Raw genomic sequence first — 17,234 nt, 5'->3', positions numbered from 1 at the left:
TCGTAGACTACGACGTTGATAGGCAGGGTGTGTAAGCGTTGTGAGGCGTTGAGCTAACCTGTACTAATTGCCCGTGAGGCTTAACCATACAACACCCAAGGGGTTTTGATGGACTCAATGAAAGAACATTGAATGTGTAAGAACGAGAATTAAGAAACAGCTTTCCAGATTAAAGAATTTGCTTGGCGACCATAGCGTTTTGGACCCACCTGATTTCCATGCCGAACTCAGAAGTGAAACGAAATAGCGCCGATGGTAGTGTGGGGCTTCCCCATGTGAGAGTAGGACATCGCCAGGCTTTAAATTTTGGACACTTGCTGATTACAAGCGAGTGATACCACTGCGGAGTGGTAGTTCAGTTGGTTAGAATACCGGCCTGTCACGCCGGGGGTCGCGGGTTCGAGTCCCGTCCACTCCGCCACTTATTTGAGCGTCGTCTCATTAAACACGAACTATAGGGGTGTAGCTCCAATTGGCAGAGCAGCGGATTCCAAATCCGCGTGTTGGGAGTTCGAATCTCTCCACCCCTGCCATATATCAAGGCTCTGACTTAGGTCAGAGCCTTTTTCGTTTCTAACGAGTAGTTGTCGACATCTGAGACACATCGATCTTAAGAACATATTACATCGGTGACTTAAGCCATTCTATTTTCCCTTGCAATAGATTGCGTCACTAAGCTTCGGTGTATCGTTTTACCCTTTCTTACTTCTCTTCATACTCCTATTACTCTTCGTTAGTGAGCTAGTTGATTTACTACTTGATCTATATGACGTGTATAGAAAAGGTTAGTGGTTACATTGGCTTGGATGATTAGTGACTTGGTTCCTGTTATTATCATGAGTTAATGCTAATAATTAGGAAGTAAGTTTATGCCACATTTTCGATTCCGTGCTGTAGAGCCGCAAGCTGTTCAGGCACTATCAAAGCCTCTGACGGATGAACTTCAGCCTCTGATGGACTGTCCGCGTGAGGATTTTACTTTTGAGTATATCTACACTACGTTTTTCAATGAGGGCGAGGTGAGTGCTGCATATCCTTTTGTCGAAGTGCTTTGGTTTGATCGTGGTCAGGAAGTACAAGATAAAGTTGCTAAGCTTATTACACAGCAAGTTCGTGGTATTGCTGGTGCGGATATTGATGTTGCAGTTATCTTTTCAGCTTTATCCCCTAAAGCTTATTACGATAATGGCGAACACTACTAAAGGCTAAAAGCTATGAAGCTGAGTTTCATTGTATCTTTGGGTTTATGTTTCTCAGCTTCTGTATACTCTACTCCTTGGGAGTCTGTTGCTAACCCTACCCGAAACTCTTCTTCCTCTATTGGTAGTTATGCCAACGGTTGTTTGGATGGCGCATTACCTTTGCCTCTTGATGGCGTTGGTTATCAAGTTTTACGCAGTAAAACGAAACGCTACTATGGGCACCCTAAAACGATAGAGTTTATTGAAAACCTAGCGCTTCAAGCTCATCAAAACCTCAATACAACGCTGCTTATAGGTGACCTGTCTTTACCACGAGGAGGAAGGTTTTCTTCTGGCCATTCTAGTCACCAAACTGGGTTAGATATTGATATCTGGTTAAGACTCGCTGACCAACCGCTTTCTTATAACGAATTACAACTCCCTAAGCCAATGAGTGTGGTGGACTTAAAAGGGTATTCCATACTTAACCATCGCTGGGAAGATAGGCACTTTAGGCTGATTCGATATGCTGCACAGAGTGAGGATGTTGCACGAATTTTTGTACATCCTGTCATTAAGGAGCAGCTTTGCTCGCAAGAAGAAGGCAAAGAACGTTCTTGGTTACGTAAAGTTCGCCCTTGGTGGGGGCATCATTACCACTTCCACGTCAGGTTATCTTGTCCTGAGTCGAGTGGCTATTGTGTTGAACAAGCTCTGCCTCCCGCTGGTGATGGTTGTGGGGTAGAGCTTGCTAGTTGGGGACCGAAAGTTAAGCCTATCGATAAGCCTCCGTCTGCGAAAGTTATTGCTAAGCCCAAGCGAAAAAAAGCGATTCCACCGCAATGCCAATCACTTATCTCTACTAACTAGAGTGACTCTACAGGTTTATATTCCCTTACGTATCTCTTTTATGAAACTGGAGAAACATCATACTTTTGTCTACAGTGAATAATACCAATACAAAAACTAACCTAATTAGTTTTGGTGACATAATATAGAAATCTAAATTAAACAAAGAGTTGTAGTATAGATAAGTCGTAACTTCTCTGTTTAGAAAGATCTTTCGTCACGATACTTTGGTTTCTTAGCAATATGTCTGTCAGTTGGCTAGCGAAGCAATAACAAGGCAGACAAGTGTGTGAGGCGGGAATGGATACTTCTCCTGCTAGAAGAGTAAATCAAGGATAAAACCATGACTATGATTTGTGCAAAAGAATTTGCAGAGTGGTTAAGACACAGATTTAGCAGTGAAACGAAAGGGGTCTTATTGACTCGGGTTGATGTAAACCACCTGACAGGACGTCAGCGTCTTGATCCCGGATTTGTTAATGATGTGCATTACGAGCTGATGCAATATGGAATGGCTTTCGTTACGGACACGAGCCGAGAAAACTTTTATCTTGTGCCGGTTTCCCAAGCTGAAAATTGGCGAGATCGGTTAGAGTCTCATTTTGAAAAAGAGTTGTTTTGTAATATCTATCCTATTGAAAAGTCGGGTTAAAAAAAGGTTCAACTTTGTCTCCAAAGTTGAACCCACTTGTTCTTATGCTAACCCTTGAATAATCACAAACTTCTCCAGTAACTGCTCTTCTGTTTCTACATGATCCGGGTCTGTGATGATGCATTTTGTAATCGGACACACTGACTGACAGGTCGGCTTTTCGTAATGTCCCTTACACTCTGTACATAGAGCTGGGTCAATCTCGAAAATGCTTTCTCCCATGCTGATTGCTCCATTGGGGCATTCGGGATCGCACATGTCGCAGTTGATGCATTTGTCAGTAATGAGCAAGGCCATGATTACTTACCAGTCGGGTTACGGGTGTCCTGCCCTGAGTTTAAGTTACGCATCAATAGACCGTATTCTAAATCTAGATCTGCTGGTACTGGAATGAAGACGAAGTGACCATTCCCTTTGGCATCCTCGATAGACTCTGACTTACGGTTTTCCATTGCTTCTAGCGTGAAAACAACATTACCTTTTGGCGTCATTAGCTCAAGACTATCACCGACAAGGAACTTATTTTTCACTTCTACTTCAGCCATATCGCCACGACGTTTACCAGTGAACTCACCGACAAACTGTTGAGCATCAGAGACTGAGTAGCCGTAATCGTAATTCTGGTAGGTGTCGTGAGTATGACGACGTAGGAAGCCTTCGGTATAGCCACGGTGAGCTAGGCTCTCTAGTGTGCCCATTAGGCTTTCATCAAATGGTCGGCCTGCTACAGCATCATCAATCGCTTTACGGTAAACCTGTGCAGTACGAGCACAGTAATAGAATGATTTAGTACGACCTTCGATTTTCAGCGAGTGCACACCCATCTTAGTTAAGCGCTCAACATGCTGTACCGCACGTAGGTCTTTAGAGTTCATGATGTAAGTACCATGTTCATCTTCGTACGCTGCCATTTTTTCTTCTGGACGGTGCGCTTCAGAAAGTAGAACGACTTCATCCGTTGGTTTACCACGACCAATTGTGGTTTCAGGGCGTTCGTCTTGTACTTCGACAGGCTGTGCTTCAGATGGGTCAAACTTCTCTACAATATCACCAGCGTCGTTTTCTTTGCCTTCTTCCACTTTGTATTCCCAACGGCACGCGTTGGTGCAAGTGCCTTGGTTAGGATCACGTTTGTTTATGTAACCAGAAAGTAGGCAACGACCAGAATAAGCCATGCATAATGCACCGTGAACGAATACTTCAAGTTCAGTTTCAGGACAATGCTCACGAATTTCTTCGATTTCTTCTAGAGATAGCTCGCGAGAAACGATCACTCGTTCCACGCCATTAGCTGCCCAGAACTTAACAGTCGCCCAGTTTACAGCATTTGCTTGTACAGAAAGGTGAATTGGCATTTCTGGGAAAGCTTCACGAACCATCATGATTAGGCCTGGATCTGACATGATCAATGCGTCAGGACCCATTTCTACGATTGGTTTAAGATCACGGATGAAGGTTTTTAGCTTCGAGTTGTGTGGTTGAATGTTACATACCACATAAAGCTTTTTGCCTAGAGCATGTGCTTCATCGATACCGATTTTTAGGTTTTCGTGGTTAAACTCATTGTTACGTACGCGGAGGCTGTAGCGAGGTTGGCCAGCGTAAACTGCATCTGCGCCGTAGGCGAATGCGTAACGCATGTTTTTCAGGCTTCCCGCAGGAGACAGTAGCTCAGGTACGAATGCTTTCTCAGTTGTCATTGCTCAATTCTCTTTTATCTGATCACAAGTCAGGCCAATTCCACCTAATGGAAATGGGGCGCAAATTTTACGTCAAAATGTGAACTGTGACTAGGGTAATTGTGCTTCAGATAGAAAAACGCCCTCAAAAAAAGTGAGGGCGTTATGGTTGACCTTTATACAATATTAAGCGTTGGGATTTGGTAAGCCGCCTAGCGCATCGTATAGGTTGGGTAGGAAAGCACTGAACTCCCCACACATCAGAGAGAAGTCTGCATCAAATCGAGCTGCTTGATCTTCACGTGGAATATCGTCATTTTGATCTTTCAATTCATCAGAGAATTTTAGACGCTTAATACCCGCATCTTCTGTCATGATGAATTCAATACGATCTTGCCAATTAAGTGCAAGCTTCGTTACGACTTTATCTGCTGCGATGTGGTTGCGGATTTCATCTGTGGTCAGCTCTTGCTTCTTACAACGAATCACGCCACCTTCTTCAAGCACGGATTTTAGCTCAGCTTCGTCCATCATGGTGATACCTTGAGGTGTGTCGCCCGTTTTCACCCACTCGGTTAGCGTTGTTTCAATCGCTACTTCTGGAATGGCAGGAACAACAGGTAAACTACCCATGGTTTTACGAAGTAGTGCTAATACGTCTTCCGCTTTTTTGTAGCTGCTTGCGTCAACAAGGATGAACCCTTCTTTTGGCATGATGAGCACGTGAGTGTGGCTGCTGCGGCTAAATGCGCGAGGCAGTAAATCCATTACGATGTCATCTTTCAGGTTGTCTTTCTCTTTCTTCTTCAGAGGACGACCTTCTTGCGCTTCCATTGCTTCTACTTTTGCATTCAATGACTCTTTGATCACTGAGGCAGGTAGCATTTTCTCTTCTTTCTTGGCGCAAATCAGAATGCGGTTTTCTGACACGTGAGTCATCATGTCGCCATGTCTACCCATTGCACTGACCCAGCCAAATTTCTGTTTATCTTGACTGCCACATGGGGTGAATCGGAATTCAGACAGTTGAGTTTCTAGTTGTTCGGCGTTGAAAGTAACCTCGCGGTTAACGCGGTATACCAGACAGTTTTTAAACCACATAAATCTTCTCTAGGCTTGATGACAAGGGACTAATCATAGGGAATTTTTGTGCTGATGTCTTAATAGAAATGAAAAATATCCGAATGAACCTCAAAAGAAAGTTATATGAAAATTTGTTTTCAAAGGTCACAAAAGTGTCATAATTGGTAGTGATAATGCTTATGCATAGAGGGGCGCTTTGTCTCTTAAATTCATTAGCTCAACGAACATAAGGTTACTCAATTATGTCTAGAAGGATTCTGGTTGTTGAAGACGAAGCTCCTATTCGCGAAATGCTGTGCTTCGTACTTGAGCAGAAAGGTTACCAAGCGGTAGAAGCGGAAGATTACGATACTGCAGTAACCAAACTGGCTGAACCCTTCCCTGATTTAGTTTTACTGGATTGGATGTTACCAGGCGGCAGCGGCATTAACTTCATCAAGCATATGAAGCGAGAGGAATTAACGCGCAACATTCCAGTTGTGATGCTTACCGCTCGTGGTGAAGAAGAAGATAAAGTGCGCGGTTTAGAAGTCGGTGCGGATGACTACATTACTAAGCCATTTTCTCCTAAAGAGTTGGTTGCCCGTTTAAAAGCAGTGATTCGTCGTGTAACCCCGACCGCACTGGAAGACGTAATTGATGTGCAGGGATTGAAGCTTGATCCTGTATCACACCGTGTCACGGCTAATGATGCACCATTAGATATGGGCCCAACAGAATTTAAAATGCTGCATTTTTTCATGACGCATCAAGAGCGTGTGTACAGCCGTGAGCAGCTATTAAACAATGTTTGGGGTACTAACGTGTATGTCGAAGATCGTACGGTCGATGTTCATATTCGCCGCCTGCGTAAAGCATTGGAAGCCGCAGGTCATGATAAGCTGATCCAAACTGTTCGTGGTGCTGGATACCGCTTCTCGACAAAGGCATAAATTAACACGCAGCTTATCGGTACCATTTCTGGAGTTATGAGTGGTTGAAAGATTAACGTGGAAAAAGCTGGCCTGGGAGCTGGCTTTTTTTTACACCCCATGGGTGATAGTAGGTTGGATATTCGGTTATATGCCGTGGTTGCTTTTGGCAGCTACGGCATTGCAGCTTGTGTGGCATTTGCATAACCAAGTACGTTTATCTTCTTGGTTATGGGATGAAAAGCGCCTTACGCCACCGTCTGGTAGCGGTAACTGGGAATCTTTGTTCAATGGCTTGTATCGCTTACAGCAGCGCCAACGCCGTAAACGCAAAGAGCTTACTAATCTCATTCGCCGATTCAGAAATGGTGCGGAATCGTTACCCGATGCCGTCGTGGTGTTCCGTGCTGAAGGCAATATCGTTTGGTGTAACAAACTGGCTCAACACTTATTGGGTTTCCATTGGCCGGAAGACTCTGGTCAACCTATCTCCAACCTCATCCGTACGCCTGACTTTATCAAGTACCTCAACAAGAAAGACTTCTCTGAGCCATTGGAAATGCGTTCACCACTCAATGTCGAACGCATGCTAGAACTACGTATCGTACCGTATACCGAAGGTGAACATTTGATGGTGGTGCGTGATGTTAGCCAGTTAAAACAACTTGAGGGAATGCGCCGCAACTTCTTTGCTAACGTTTCTCATGAACTGCGTACACCAATGACGGTGCTACAAGGTTATTTAGAGATGACAGAAGACCCTGACATGGTTGTGGGCCCAATGTGGAGCAAAGCGCATGGCGTCATGACGGAGCAGCTCAACCGCATGAACAGTTTGGTGAACCAATTACTGACGCTATCTAAAATTGAAGCGGCACCTATGCATGAGCTTGAAGAAGTCGTGAATGTACCTGCGATGCTTGAAGTGTTAGAAAAAGAGGCGGTTAGCCTTAGTGGAGACAACCAACATAAATTGAAATTTGATGTTGATGCTAGCCTACGCGTACTGGGCGATGATGACCAGTTACGCAGTGCTATCTCCAACCTTGTTTATAATGCTGTCAAATACACACCACCTGGTGCAAACATTAATGTTCGTTGGTTCCAGACATCTCAAGGCGCATGCTTAGAGGTGGAGGATAGTGGTGATGGTATAGAACCTCAGCACCTCCATCGACTTACTGAGCGTTTTTATCGCGTCGATAAAGCAAGATCACGCGATACCGGAGGGAGTGGGTTAGGGTTGGCCATTGTAAAACACGCGCTGAGCCACCATGACTCTCATTTAGAAATTCACAGTGAAGTAGGTGTGGGCAGTAAGTTTTCTTTCGTATTGCCTGAGCGTTTGGTGGTGAAATAATGGCGTTACGATTGGCAAAAACATTCAGTTTATTCGCGCTTGTTTGTTCCTGTATGGCTGCCGCTCAAGATAAACCATTGCCGAATTATCATAAAACGACTGGGATTGTTGGGAACTTGCTCTCTGTCGGCTCCGATACGCTTGCGGGCATGACGACACTTTGGGTTGAAGAGTTTAAATCCATTTACCCGAATATTAATGCGCAAGTCCAAGCGTCTGGCTCTTCCACAGCTCCCCCAGCATTGACCGAACAAACAGCTCAGTTTGGTCCCATGAGTCGCCCGATGCGTTTAAGAGAGGTTGAAGCGTTTGAACGTGAACATGGCTACAAGCCAACGGCGCTTAGAGTTGCGATCGATGCAATAGGTATTTTTGTTCATCAAGACAATCCAATTCAAGGGCTTAACTTTAGTCAGTTAGATGCTTTGTTTTCTGCCACGCTACGCTGTGGTGAAAGTCAATTTATCACGAACTGGCAGCAACTCGGTCTTGAATCACAGTGGGCAAAGCGCAACGTACAGTTGTTTGGTCGTAACTCCGTTTCTGGAACTTATGGTTACTTCAAAAGCAATGCCTTATGTGGCGGCGACTTTAAAACCCGAGTTAACGAGCAGCCAGGCTCCGCGTCAGTTGTGCAAGCTGTAGCGTCAACCATTAGTGGAATTGGTTATTCCGGTGTCGGTTATCGAGTGGCAGGCGTGCGCTTAGTTCCTGTGGCAAAAATAGGAAATGACTACGTGACTCCAACGCGAGAACATATTGTTAGTGGTAAGTACCCACTATCACGTTACTTGTATGTATATGTGAATAAGCACCCGGATTACCCATTAACACCAATAGAAGCCGAGTTTATTCGCTTTATTTTCTCCGCTCAGGGGCAAGCGTTGGTTGAGAAAGATGGTTATGTGCCCATTACGGCAGACTTTGCAGAAGAAGAGTTAAAAAAAGTCGGCCTGTAAGCCGACTTTTTATTTAGGTATGAACAGTACGAAATCAGAAAGTGAGTGTCCACTTCGCGTTGTCCCAACGTTCTTGTTCTTCCTGCAAATCAGCATGAAGCAATTTGTTGTTTTCTAGCCATGCTTCATCTGTGCATGTGAGAATCCATTCGTCATTTTTGATGGATAAGGTGATATCAGGCAATGGATCTTCGTTACGCTGCCCATTTAATACGATAGAAAGTCGTAATATTTTGATGAGGCTTATCACGTCACTTTGTTTGTAGAGGTTGAAAACTGGCAGTTCTTGCAGTTTAAGTGCTTTGCGTTGGAAGCGGGCTAATGTTGCGAGCACTAATTGCTGTTCACGGTTGAAGCCTTGTAGAGTGGAATGCAACAGAATATAGAAAGAGTGGCGATGGAAGCTACGTAAGTTGATACTTAATCCGACTTCATGAAGCAATGCTGCCCATTCTAGTAAGTCAAATAACTCACTCTTTTTCTTAATGCCTAGTTCAGAGCGCACCTGACATAACATCTCACGTGCATGGCCTTTAACACGAGCAGCATGCTCTAAGTCAACCCGGTGTTTGTTGGCTAAATTTTCAGTTGTGCGCATACGTATATCGGAGCGCGCAAAACGCTCTTCCATTTCGTACAACAGGCCTTCGCGCAGAGCACCATCGGAGAAAAACATCTGCTCAATGCGAAGTGCTTTGAAAATTGCGGACAAAATCGCCACGCCTGCCGCGAATACGGGCTTACGTTCTTCTGTTAAACCTGTCAGTTCAATCTCTTCAATTGAATCAAAATTACACAGAGTTTCAATAAGCGTGTCCAGTCTCTTCGCGGTGATCAGGCCATCTTCAAAACCTAATCCTACTAGCACTTCTTGAATCGCTTTGATGGTTCCTGATGAGCCGAGAGCGATATCCCAGCCTTTTTTACGGTATGCTGAAGCGATGGACTCGAGTTTTTGCTCGGCGGCTAACATCGCTTTATTAAAGTTTTTCCCAGACAGTTTGCCGTTTTTAAAATATTGCTCTGTAAAGCTGACGCATCCCATCTGTTTACTGTTGAGAAGCTCAGGTTCAAACTCTTGTCCAATGATCATTTCGGTACTGCCGCCACCAATATCAACGACCAACTTGGAGTTTGACTCTACTTGAGTGTGAGCGACACCTAAGTATATCAGGCGGGCTTCTTCTTCCCCTGGGATGATTTCTATTGGGAAGGGCATCACTTCTTTCGCACGCTCAATGAATAGATGAGCATTTTTAGCGCGTCTTAGTGTGTGTGTCGCGGCGATACGCACATTCGACTCATCAAGCCCTTGCAGCCTCTCAGCGAACATGGCTAAGCACTCTAACGCGCGTTCCATCGCGGAATGACTTAAGTTCAATTCACTGTCGAGTCCTGATGCTAAGCGAACACGCTGTTTATGACGGCTAACCAGTTGTAAGTCACTGCCTACAACCTTGGCCACCACCATGTGGAAACTGTTTGAGCCGAGGTCTATCGCGGCAATGTAGCGAGTATCTTGTTCAAGTATTTGAGGCATCTGAATTTTGTTTTCTAGTTTGCTTTTCTATATTTTTAAGATAGTCATAGATAGCGATTTGAGAACGAACTTTTTTGCGATTACCTCGTGGTACGTAAGCGTTGCTCATTTCCTTATCTATAAAACGAGCCTTTACTGTATCGGTAAAATGGATATTCGTTATATCAATAATTCTCTGTTTCAAACGTGGATCACGGACTGGCGCCGCCACCTCAATGCGGTGATCGATATTTCTTGTCATCCAGTCAGCAGAGGAGATATAGACTTGCGGATCGCCATCGTTATGGGTAATCACCACGCGTGGGTGTTCCAAAAAGCGGTCAACAATACTGATGATGCGAATATTGTCGCTGATCCCCTCAATGCCCGGTACTAATGAGCACATGCCGCGAATGATCATATTTATTTTCACTCCCGCCGTACTTGCTCCATATAGCTTATTGACGATGCCCTTATCGACTAGGTTATTGACCTTGATCGTAAGAGCGGCTTTCTTGCCGAGCTTGGCATTCGCAATTTCATTATCGATCAGGCGGTAGATTTGGGTACGAGAATTACGTGGAGATACCATGAGGTGGTTGAACTTCACTGGGCGGTATGGATTCTCAATATAACCGAAGACATTACGAACTTCGTTAGTGATTTCTTGATCTGCGGTAAGGAGAGAGAAGTCGGTATAAATTCGTGCCGTCTTCTCATGGAAGTTGCCTGTGCCGATGTGCGCGTAGCGAATAATTTCTTCACCTTCACGGCGACTGATCATCAGTAGCTTTGAGTGAATCTTAAGGCCAGGCGCTCCGAAGATGACGTGCACACCAGCTTCGGTCAACACTTTTGACCATTCGATATTGGCTTCTTCATCAAAGCGAGCCTGCAGCTCCACGACCACGGTGACATTTTTGCCGTTGTGCACCGCATCAATTAAAGAGTTCATCAAGCGAGAATCTTTCGCGACGCGATAAATGTTAATCTTGATACTAAGTACTTTGGGATCGAAGGAGGCTTGGCGCACTAACTCACTAATGTGGTCAAAAGTGTGGTAGGGATAATAGAGCAGAATATCTTTCGCTTTAATCGCGTCAAAGCTGTTGGCATAACCTTCGAAATCGGCACATTTCATTGGCGGGAGAGGTTTATTTTCAAGATACTCTCGTCCAACATTTGGAAAGCCGATGAAGTCTTTAAAGTTGTGATAGCGTCCGCCGGGGATAAGGTTATCGTAGTTAGAGATATTAAGTTTGTTACACAGAAACTCTAACATTTGAGGCGGCATATCGCGTTCGTAGACGAAGCGAACGGGCTTTGCTGTCAGTCGCTGATTGACACCCTCTGACATTTGTTCAAGCAAGCTGTACTCAATTTCATTGCGTAAATCGTATTCAGCGTCACGCGTCATTTTCATCGCATAGCCGCTAAGCTCATCATAATCAAAAAAGCCTTTGAACAGCTCGTCCAAACAGTGGCGGATAATATTATCAAGTAAGATGATGGTTTTTCGACGCTTTCCTTTCTGTTCTGGTACCATCACAAAGCGGGGAAGGTGATCGGTCGGAATTTCGATAAGAGCGTACTGGTAATGTTCTTCTTTACGCAGTTCTACGGCGATGTAAGCGTACTCGTCTTTGAGAAATTGCAGAACATCGATCTCGTCTTTCATTAGGAGGGGAGTGATATGCGGCATGACCTCTCTACGGAAGTATTTTGCGATCCACTTTTGTTGCGATTCATCCAGTTGTTGTTCGTTGACCAAGAAAATGCGACGTCGCGCCATTTCTCGAATCAATTCGCTGTAAAGCTCATCAAATTGTTCGTTAAGCTTTAGTGCTTTCGACTGCATTTTGGTTAACAGTCGTTTAGGGCTATCACTGCCACCGCGCTCTTGGCTGATTAGGATTCTGCGCTTCACGTCCGCAAAGCGTACTTTGTAAAATTCATCTAAATTGTTGGAAAAGATCCCAAGAAAGCGAATACGTTCGATCAAAGGGACGGTTTTATCGGCAGCTTCTTGTAATACTCGTTCGTTGAAAGACAACCAACTCAGCTCTTTTTCTATATATAGTTTTTCTGCGCTCATAACCTTACCTAGCCAAAAGTGAAGTAATACGTACTCATCTTGGAAAAATGGATGAGTGAGAACATTATGAGATTTTCATTACAGATTTATTTCATACCACGCATTGCATAAGAGTTGTATTCTTTTCAGGTGTTTAATGTGATCTGTAATATAATTGTCATCTTAACGACATATTCTAGTACTAAGTCAAAAAAGGTAGAGATTTAAATGGCACAAGCCGAGTTTTCATTGCAGGAAAAAGATAAGAAACGACTGATAAAAGATCGTTTAGTTCGACTTGCAGTGACATCCGGTGGTGTCGGCGTACTCGCGGCGCTTATTTTGATCTTTGTCTACCTCGCCATGGTGATCATTCCGCTTTTTTCTGATGCGGAGATCAAAACCAACCAAGCAATTCGAGCCACTCATATTGAAACACCACTGGCGATTTCAGTGGATGATTACGCTCAGCTCGCGTTCGTTCTAACCCAAAGTGGTGAGATTCAATATTTGTCGATGGACGATCCTACGAAACCTGCGGTGGATAAACAGCAAATCGTCCAGAAACCCGTCGCTTTCTCTCAATCTGCTCCTGGGCTAGGTTGGTATGGATTTGTTGATGGGCAGGGTAAAGCGCACCTTTTCAAGCCAGAATTTAATGCCACGTTGAGAGAAAATACACGTCCTCCGGAAGTGATTGAGCTAGACACCAGCATGGATCTGACACTAAGTACGCCTCAAGATCCTGTGACTCAGTTTGTATTTGCAGCTTCGACGCCGTTACCAACGATTGTTTGGCAGACGCAAAGCGGTGAAGTGAAAGCTCGCTGGCAAGTGGATTCGTCTTTGGGTACGCCTCCTACAACGATCGATTTTACGTTCTCTTCAGGCTTTGATGCACCTCAGCAAATGTTATTGACACCTGATGGTGAAACGCTTTATTTACGCGATGGCTCTGAGTTGATCGTGTTAAAGAAAACCGCACGTAAATTTGCTGTGCGAGAGGTGGTCGATCTCACTCAAGGTGATAAGAAGCATTCCGTTCGTACGATAGATTTATTGGCTGGTGCTTACTCGCTTTTGGTGACGCACAACGATGGTCGGGTGTCGCAATGGTTTGATACGCTGCAAGAAGAAAAGCGCACGTTAACGCATATTCGTGATTTTAAATTGGCATCAGAGCTTAAGTATTTGTTGCCGGATTCTCATCGAAAAGGATTTTATAGCTTTTACACCAACGGCACGTTGCAAAGCCATTATACAACCAGTGAAAAACTGGTGTTGTTTAAGCGTGCGTACAATCAAGTGCCCGCAATCGCAGCAATGTCTAACAATGAACGCTACTTAATCACTTGGCAAAATAATGAGTTAAATGTTGCGGAAGTGGACAATGCCTATCCGGAAATTTCATTGTCCTCATTATGGCAAGAAGTGTGGTACGAAGGGTATCCTGAGCCTGAATATGTGTGGCAATCGACTTCGGCGAGCGATAACTTTGAGGCTAAGTTCAGCCTAGTACCTATTGCGTTTGGGACGATAAAAGCGGCGATGTTTGCGATGCTGTTTTCAGTACCGCTCGCAGTGCTAGGTGCTATTTATACGGCTTACTTTATGTCGCCACGCATGCGTCGTGTCGTAAAACCGTCGATTGAGCTAATGGAAGCACTGCCGACGGTGATCATTGGTTTCCTAGCGGGGCTGTGGTTCGCACCTATTGTCGAAGACCACCTGATTACGATCGTCGTCATGCTGTTTGTTTTGCCCTTGAGCACCATGATTATGGGCGGGTTATGGGCGTTAATACCGCAACCTTTGCGGAATCGTCTGCCTAATGGTTGGCATGCTTTAGTGCTCATGCCTGTCATATTGGTACTGATTGGGCTTGGAGTGTGGATTTCGCCTACGATTGAGCAGACGTTCTTTGGTGGCGATATGCGCTTGTTCTTAACCGAGCATGGCATTGGTTACGATCAACGTAATGCATTGGTGGTGGGGTTAGCGATGGGGTTTGCTGTTATCCCGACGATTTTTACCATCGCCGAAGATGCCATTTTCTCTGTGCCGAAGCATTTATCGGATGGCTCTTTGGCATTAGGGGCCACGCCTTGGCAAACTTTAATCTATGTTGTCTTGCTTACCGCAAGCCCGGGTATTTTTTCTGCCATTATGATGGGGCTGGGACGCGCTGTTGGTGAAACCATGATTGTGTTAATGGCAACGGGCAATACGCCATTAATGGATTGGAATATTTTGGAAGGATTGCGCAGCCTGTCGGCGACCATCGCCGTTGAGTTGCCAGAGTCGGAAGTTGGAAGTTCGCATTATCGCCTGCTGTTCCTAGCTGCATTGATTTTGTTTGTATTTACGTTTGCAGTAAACGCGCTTGCGGAATGGGTTCGTCAAAGACTGAGAGATAAGTACCGTGCGTTGTAATAATGGTTTGAATAAAGAGCGAGTAATGACGTGTTAAATTGGATTCGTTCTGGCGCACCGTGGATATGGCTAACAGGCGGTGCAGTCAGCATCAGTTTGTTGTCGGTATTAGGGTTGTTACTCCTTATCGGCTGGAAAGGCCTGACTTACTTTTGGCCAGCTCCCTTGTATCAGTGGAATGTTGCAGCATTGACGCCTGTACAAGGCGAAGTGCTACATGAAAATACTATTCTGATTGGCCAAGTGTATGAGCGCAGCTTTGTACCGAAGAGTTATCTGCCTGAAAGCGCAGCACAGCAGTTAGAAGACGATGAAGACTTTGCCACGCGACTCAGTATCAAAATCGCTAACCGAGAGTTGTATCCCGCCGATTTTATCTCCGTATTGCAAATGCAGTTGGATGAGCCTACGACGCCAAAAGAGTGGGCGGTGATAGAGCGCAGTAGCGGTGGTTATTTCTTTGGTAAGCTGGTGGCGTTTCAAGATGGCGATAATATATACACCAGTGATATTCAATCGGTACTAAATAAAAAGCTTGATGATGCAGAAACTCTGCGCCATGAGATTGATTCTTTGGTGGTCGATCAGCTTAAAGAGCTTGGTTGGAAGCTAGAGCAGTTGCGATTAGAAAAGCGCAAGCATGAATTGAATGACACGCTGACAGAAAGCTTCTTAAAGGAAAATCAGACGAAAAAAGAGCAGATAGAGAAAGCGCTTGAGACGTTAGATTTGCAACTTGATGGTTTACGACTTCAGCTCTCTGACTATGCCTTGATTGTCGAGGATATGACGAGATCACAAGTATCGATTCCGCTCGAAGATATTTTGGACTACTGGTATCCAAACCAAATGTCACTGCCTGATAAAGTCATGCATTGGGGAAAACAGGTTTGGAAGTTTTTATCTGAAGATCCAAGAGAGTCAAACTCCGAAGGAGGCGTGTTCCCTGCGATATTTGGTACGGTTTTCTTAGTACTTATCATGTCGATCATTGTGATGCCACTTGGGGTGATCGCCGCTATCTATCTACATGAATATGCTAAGAATAACGCTCTAACCAGGGTTATTCGTATTGCGGTTATAAACCTAGCGGGTGTTCCATCGATTGTTTATGGCGTATTTGGTTTAGGCTTCTTTGTTTATACGATTGGTGCCTCTATCGACAACGTATTCTATGCGGAAAAGTTACCGGCACCAACCTTTGGTACTCCGGGTTTGTTGTGGTCTGCACTAACTCTTGCCGTGCTGACGCTTCCAGTTGTGATTGTGACAACAGAAGAAGGTTTAACTCGTATTCCGAGTTCAGTACGACATGGTTCTCTGGCGCTTGGTGCAACTCAGTTCGAAACACTATGGCGTGTGGTTTTGCCTATGGCGACGCCAGCTATTATCACAGGGCTGATCCTTGCGATTGCGCGTGCAGCTGGCGAAGTAGCGCCACTGATGCTGGTGGGGGTCGTGAAATTGGCATCCAGTTTACCGGTTGACGGGCAATTCCCTTATGTGCATTTGGATAGAAAGTTCATGCATTTAGGTTTTCACATTTACGATGTTGGCTTTCAAACCTCCAACATCGAAGCGGCGCGACCATTAGTTTATGCTACCTCTTTCTTACTCGTGACAGTGATTGTCGGGCTAAACTTAACAGCAATCAGTATTCGCAATAATTTACGAGAAAAATACAGAACGTTAGGACAAGATTAAGTATGTTTAATTTTGATAGTACATTAGGTTATGAGCCACCATTGGACGTTCATAATTTAACGGATGAACAAACAGCAATCTCAATCGAGAACCTTAATCTGTTCTATGGTCAAACTCAGGCGCTGCATGATATTTCGATGCGAATTCCCAAAGGGCGAGTCACCGCTTTTATCGGTCCTTCAGGGTGTGGAAAGTCGACGTTATTACGTTGCATCAATCGCATGAACGACTTAGTGGAAGGGTGTCGAGTCACAGGCAAAGTGCGTCTACATGGCAAGAATGTTTATCATCCTAATGTCGATGTTGCGACACTTCGACGCCGAGTGGGGATGGTGTTTCAAAGACCCAATCCATTTCCTAAGTCTATTTATGAAAACGTAGTTTATGGCTTACGCTTACAAGGTGTAAAAAACAGCCGCAGTTTAGATGACGCAGTGGAGCGATCCTTGCGCTCGGCGGCGTTGTGGGATGAGGTAAAAGACCGCTTGCATGAGAACGCATTTGGTTTATCTGGTGGTCAGCAACAGCGCTTGGTCATTGCGCGCGCGGTGGCGATTGAGCCGGAAGTCCTGTTATTGGATGAGCCGACATCAGCGTTGGATCCAATCTCAACTTTAACTATTGAAGAGCTTATCAATGAGCTTAAGACTCAATATACTGTCGTTATCGTTACCCATAACATGCAGCAAGCGGCGCGAGTGAGTGATCACACCGCATTCATTCATATGGGTAAGTTAATTGAATACTCTGACGCGGACTCGATCTTCACCTCGCCAATGAAGAAACAGACCGAAGATTATATTACGGGTCGGTACGGTTAAGTCGCGACT

At 44.8% G+C, this 17,234-nt stretch carries 13 protein-coding genes, 2 tRNA genes, 2 rRNA genes and 2 pseudogenes; 14 read left to right on the top strand and 5 right to left on the bottom strand.

Going from position 1 to position 17,234, the window contains the following annotated elements:
- The 7 genes from F7Y48_RS04655 to F7Y48_RS04625 form a co-directional block, all read left to right on the top strand.
- Window positions 1-88, top strand: a 23S ribosomal RNA gene (locus F7Y48_RS04655); the annotation flags it as partial.
- A 93-nt stretch (window positions 89-181) separates the two neighbouring features.
- A 5S ribosomal RNA gene (rrf, locus tag F7Y48_RS04650) occupies window positions 182-298 on the top strand.
- Window positions 299-344: 46 nt separating this feature from the next.
- Window positions 345-421, top strand: a tRNA-Asp gene (locus tag F7Y48_RS04645).
- Between the two features lie 35 nt (window positions 422-456).
- Window positions 457-533, top strand: a tRNA-Trp gene (locus tag F7Y48_RS04640).
- Between the two features lie 336 nt (window positions 534-869).
- Window positions 870-1,202, top strand: a complete 333-nt coding sequence (locus F7Y48_RS04635) for a DUF1904 domain-containing protein (RefSeq protein WP_005391613.1) — start codon at window positions 870-872, stop codon at window positions 1,200-1,202.
- Window positions 1,203-1,214: 12 nt separating this feature from the next.
- Window positions 1,215-2,051, top strand: a complete 837-nt coding sequence (mepA, locus tag F7Y48_RS04630; RefSeq protein ID WP_065646336.1) for a penicillin-insensitive murein endopeptidase — start codon at window positions 1,215-1,217, stop codon at window positions 2,049-2,051.
- Window positions 2,052-2,373: 322 nt separating this feature from the next.
- Complete coding sequence (locus F7Y48_RS04625; protein WP_005391608.1) at window positions 2,374-2,682, top strand: hypothetical protein; 309 nt, start codon at window positions 2,374-2,376, stop codon at window positions 2,680-2,682.
- Window positions 2,683-2,724: 42 nt separating this feature from the next.
- On the opposite strand, the gene F7Y48_RS04620 is transcribed toward F7Y48_RS04625, so the two are convergent.
- From F7Y48_RS04620 to rdgC, 3 genes are all read right to left on the bottom strand, one after another.
- Complete coding sequence (locus tag F7Y48_RS04620; RefSeq protein ID WP_031780214.1) at window positions 2,725-2,979, bottom strand: YfhL family 4Fe-4S dicluster ferredoxin; 255 nt, start codon at window positions 2,977-2,979, stop codon at window positions 2,725-2,727.
- Between the two features lie 2 nt (window positions 2,980-2,981).
- Window positions 2,982-4,382, bottom strand: coding sequence for a tRNA 5-hydroxyuridine modification protein YegQ (gene yegQ, locus F7Y48_RS04615; protein WP_006741904.1), 1,401 nt, complete (start codon window positions 4,380-4,382; stop codon window positions 2,982-2,984).
- A gap of 165 nt (window positions 4,383-4,547) precedes the next feature.
- Window positions 4,548-5,462, bottom strand: coding sequence for a recombination-associated protein RdgC (rdgC, locus tag F7Y48_RS04610; protein ID WP_005391604.1), 915 nt, complete (start codon window positions 5,460-5,462; stop codon window positions 4,548-4,550).
- A 224-nt stretch (window positions 5,463-5,686) separates the two neighbouring features.
- Here rdgC and phoB point away from each other — a divergent pair, with 224 nt between their 5' ends.
- Genes phoB through F7Y48_RS04595 form a run of 3 tightly spaced genes read left to right on the top strand, consistent with a single transcriptional unit; the run spans window position 5,687 to window position 8,674 of the window.
- On the top strand, window positions 5,687-6,376 hold the full coding sequence (gene phoB / locus F7Y48_RS04605; protein ID WP_005381752.1) for a phosphate regulon transcriptional regulator PhoB: 690 nt from the start codon (window positions 5,687-5,689) through the stop codon (window positions 6,374-6,376).
- A gap of 40 nt (window positions 6,377-6,416) precedes the next feature.
- Complete coding sequence (gene phoR / locus F7Y48_RS04600) at window positions 6,417-7,715, top strand: phosphate regulon sensor histidine kinase PhoR (RefSeq protein WP_005383667.1); 1,299 nt, start codon at window positions 6,417-6,419, stop codon at window positions 7,713-7,715.
- Complete coding sequence (locus F7Y48_RS04595; protein WP_316681780.1) at window positions 7,715-8,674, top strand: phosphate ABC transporter substrate-binding protein; 960 nt, start codon at window positions 7,715-7,717, stop codon at window positions 8,672-8,674. The genes phoR and F7Y48_RS04595 overlap by 1 nt, the downstream gene beginning before the upstream one ends.
- 34 nt (window positions 8,675-8,708) lie before the next feature.
- On the opposite strand, the gene ppx is transcribed toward F7Y48_RS04595, so the two are convergent.
- Complete coding sequence (gene ppx / locus F7Y48_RS04590; RefSeq protein ID WP_316681778.1) at window positions 8,709-10,214, bottom strand: exopolyphosphatase; 1,506 nt, start codon at window positions 10,212-10,214, stop codon at window positions 8,709-8,711.
- On the bottom strand, window positions 10,198-12,288 hold the full coding sequence (gene ppk1 / locus F7Y48_RS04585; RefSeq protein ID WP_017820555.1) for a polyphosphate kinase 1: 2,091 nt from the start codon (window positions 12,286-12,288) through the stop codon (window positions 10,198-10,200). The genes ppx and ppk1 overlap by 17 nt, the downstream gene beginning before the upstream one ends.
- Before the next feature lie 207 nt (window positions 12,289-12,495).
- Between ppk1 and F7Y48_RS04580 the strand changes: the two genes are divergently transcribed.
- The 4 genes and pseudogenes from F7Y48_RS04580 to pstB all read left to right on the top strand — a co-directional run bounded on the left by F7Y48_RS04580 (window position 12,496) and on the right by pstB (window position 17,225).
- Entirely contained in the window at window positions 12,496-14,700 is a 2,205-nt protein-coding gene (locus F7Y48_RS04580; RefSeq protein ID WP_316681774.1) for an ABC transporter permease subunit, read from the top strand.
- Between the two features lie 30 nt (window positions 14,701-14,730).
- Window positions 14,731-14,962 (top strand): annotated as a pseudogene (locus F7Y48_RS23595) (phosphate ABC transporter, permease protein PstA); the annotation flags it as partial.
- Between the two features lie 65 nt (window positions 14,963-15,027).
- Window positions 15,028-16,404: pseudogene (gene pstA, locus F7Y48_RS04575) on the top strand (phosphate ABC transporter permease PstA); the annotation flags it as partial.
- A 2-nt stretch (window positions 16,405-16,406) separates the two neighbouring features.
- Window positions 16,407-17,225 (top strand): phosphate ABC transporter ATP-binding protein PstB, encoded by an 819-nt coding sequence (gene pstB, locus F7Y48_RS04570; RefSeq protein ID WP_005381745.1) that lies wholly within the window; start codon window positions 16,407-16,409, stop codon window positions 17,223-17,225.
- Window positions 17,226-17,234: the final 9 nt, after the last annotated feature.

It is taken from the genome of Vibrio sp. 2-1-2a (genome assembly GCF_032648565.1).
GTDB lineage: Bacteria > Pseudomonadota > Gammaproteobacteria > Enterobacterales > Vibrionaceae > Vibrio > Vibrio diabolicus.
This window is presented reverse-complemented; position numbering and strand designations above follow the sequence as displayed.

Excerpts from the sequence above, each read along its gene's own strand:
- F7Y48_RS04595 (WP_316681780.1), top strand. The coding sequence starts at position 7,715 with ATGGCGTTACGATTGGCAAAAACATTCAGTTTATTCGCGCTTGTTTGT.
- phoB (WP_005381752.1), top strand. The coding sequence starts at position 5,687 with ATGTCTAGAAGGATTCTGGTTGTTGAAGACGAAGCTCCTATTCGCGAA.
- yegQ (WP_006741904.1), bottom strand. The coding sequence starts at position 4,382 with ATGACAACTGAGAAAGCATTCGTACCTGAGCTACTGTCTCCTGCGGGA.
- rdgC (WP_005391604.1), bottom strand. The coding sequence starts at position 5,462 with ATGTGGTTTAAAAACTGTCTGGTATACCGCGTTAACCGCGAGGTTACT.
- ppx (WP_316681778.1), bottom strand. The coding sequence starts at position 10,214 with ATGCCTCAAATACTTGAACAAGATACTCGCTACATTGCCGCGATAGAC.
- F7Y48_RS04635 (WP_005391613.1), top strand. The coding sequence starts at position 870 with ATGCCACATTTTCGATTCCGTGCTGTAGAGCCGCAAGCTGTTCAGGCA.
- F7Y48_RS04620 (WP_031780214.1), bottom strand. The coding sequence starts at position 2,979 with ATGGCCTTGCTCATTACTGACAAATGCATCAACTGCGACATGTGCGAT.
- F7Y48_RS04625 (WP_005391608.1), top strand. The coding sequence starts at position 2,374 with ATGACTATGATTTGTGCAAAAGAATTTGCAGAGTGGTTAAGACACAGA.
- mepA (WP_065646336.1), top strand. The coding sequence starts at position 1,215 with ATGAAGCTGAGTTTCATTGTATCTTTGGGTTTATGTTTCTCAGCTTCT.
- pstB (WP_005381745.1), top strand. The coding sequence starts at position 16,407 with ATGTTTAATTTTGATAGTACATTAGGTTATGAGCCACCATTGGACGTT.
- ppk1 (WP_017820555.1), bottom strand. The coding sequence starts at position 12,288 with ATGAGCGCAGAAAAACTATATATAGAAAAAGAGCTGAGTTGGTTGTCT.
- F7Y48_RS04580 (WP_316681774.1), top strand. The coding sequence starts at position 12,496 with ATGGCACAAGCCGAGTTTTCATTGCAGGAAAAAGATAAGAAACGACTG.